Raw genomic sequence first — 1,231 nt, 5'->3', positions numbered from 1 at the left:
GCCGCAGGTGGTTGAGGCCGCTCCCTGATCTCCATCACCCTGGCCGACGCGGCGGACTCCGATCAGGCCAAGGAAACCGTGCAGCTGGTGCGCGACACCGTGCACCAGCAGGACCCGGACGGGCTGGTTGGCGGCACCACCGCCACCCAGATGGACACGAACGCGACCGCCACCGCGGACCTGTTCAAGATCATCCCGCTGATCCTGGCCGCGATCCTGGTGATCCTGATGCTGCTGCTGCGCTCGATCATCGCCCCGGTGCTGCTTATCCTCACCACGGTGCTCTCCTACGGCACGGCCATGGGCGTCAGCGCCTGGTGTTCAACCACGTGTTCAACTTCTCCGGGGCCGACCCGGCGGTGCCGCTGTTCGGCTTTGTGTTCCTGGTGGCCCTGGGCGTGGACTACAACATCTTCCTGATGACCCGAGTGCGTGAAGAGGCCCTGCACCACGGCACCCTGGAGGGCGTGCGCCGCGGACTGACCGTGACCGGCGGGGTGATCACCTCCGCCGGAGTGGTGCTGGCCGCCACCTTCGCAGCGCTGGGGGTCGTCCCGATCATGTTCCTGGCCCAGCTGGGCTTCATCGTGGCCTTCGGCGTGCTGCTGGACACCCTGGTGGTGCGTTCCCTGCTCGTCCCGGCGCTGGTCCACGAGTTCGGGCGCGTCATCTGGTGGCCCAGCCGGCTGCGCCACGGGGCGAAGTAGGCGCCCGGCTTCCGGGGTCGACGTGGTACACATCTCGGTCCTGGAAGCCGGTGGTATGCCGTAGACCACGGTCTGGGCGAGGCGGCGCTGGTAGGGTTGAACGTTGTGCGCCCCTGGCGGCCGGCCCCGGAAATCGTCCGGGTTGCCCCGCGCGGCGCATGCGTCGATTGATTAGATTTCCCACTGGTCCCGGGGCGAATCCGCCCGCGCGGCCACGCGTCGTGAACCCGGCCCTCCGCCGGCTTTGCACCTCGCGGCTGCGGACTTTCTCCTGCTTTCGGCGATCCCGTGCGCCGCACAGGCGGCGCATCAGCGAGTTCTAGAGAAAGTTCGTCTCATGACAGCATCCTTCAGCGCCCTTGGTGTGCCCCAGAACCTGGTTTCGGTCCTGCAGCAGCAGGGCATAGACTCCCCGTTCCCGATCCAGGAAGCCACTCTGCCCTCCACCCTGGCCGGTGGGGACGTGCTGGGCCGCGGACAGACCGGTTCGGGCAAGACCCTGGCCTTCTCCCTGCCGGTGGTGG

General features: G+C 68.0%; 1 protein-coding gene and 1 pseudogene. Both read left to right on the top strand.

What is annotated here, in order from left to right; translation table 11 throughout:
- Positions 1-15: 15 nt before the first annotated feature.
- Positions 16-707, top strand: a pseudogene (locus JCM19049_RS14605) (MMPL family transporter); the annotation flags it as partial.
- Positions 708-1,044: 337 nt separating this feature from the next.
- Positions 1,045-1,231 (top strand): DEAD/DEAH box helicase (locus tag JCM19049_RS14600; protein WP_279403296.1); only part of this gene is annotated, 187 nt, incomplete at its 3' end.

The organism is Arthrobacter sp. JCM 19049 (assembly GCF_001310435.1).
This window is presented reverse-complemented; position numbering and strand designations above follow the sequence as displayed.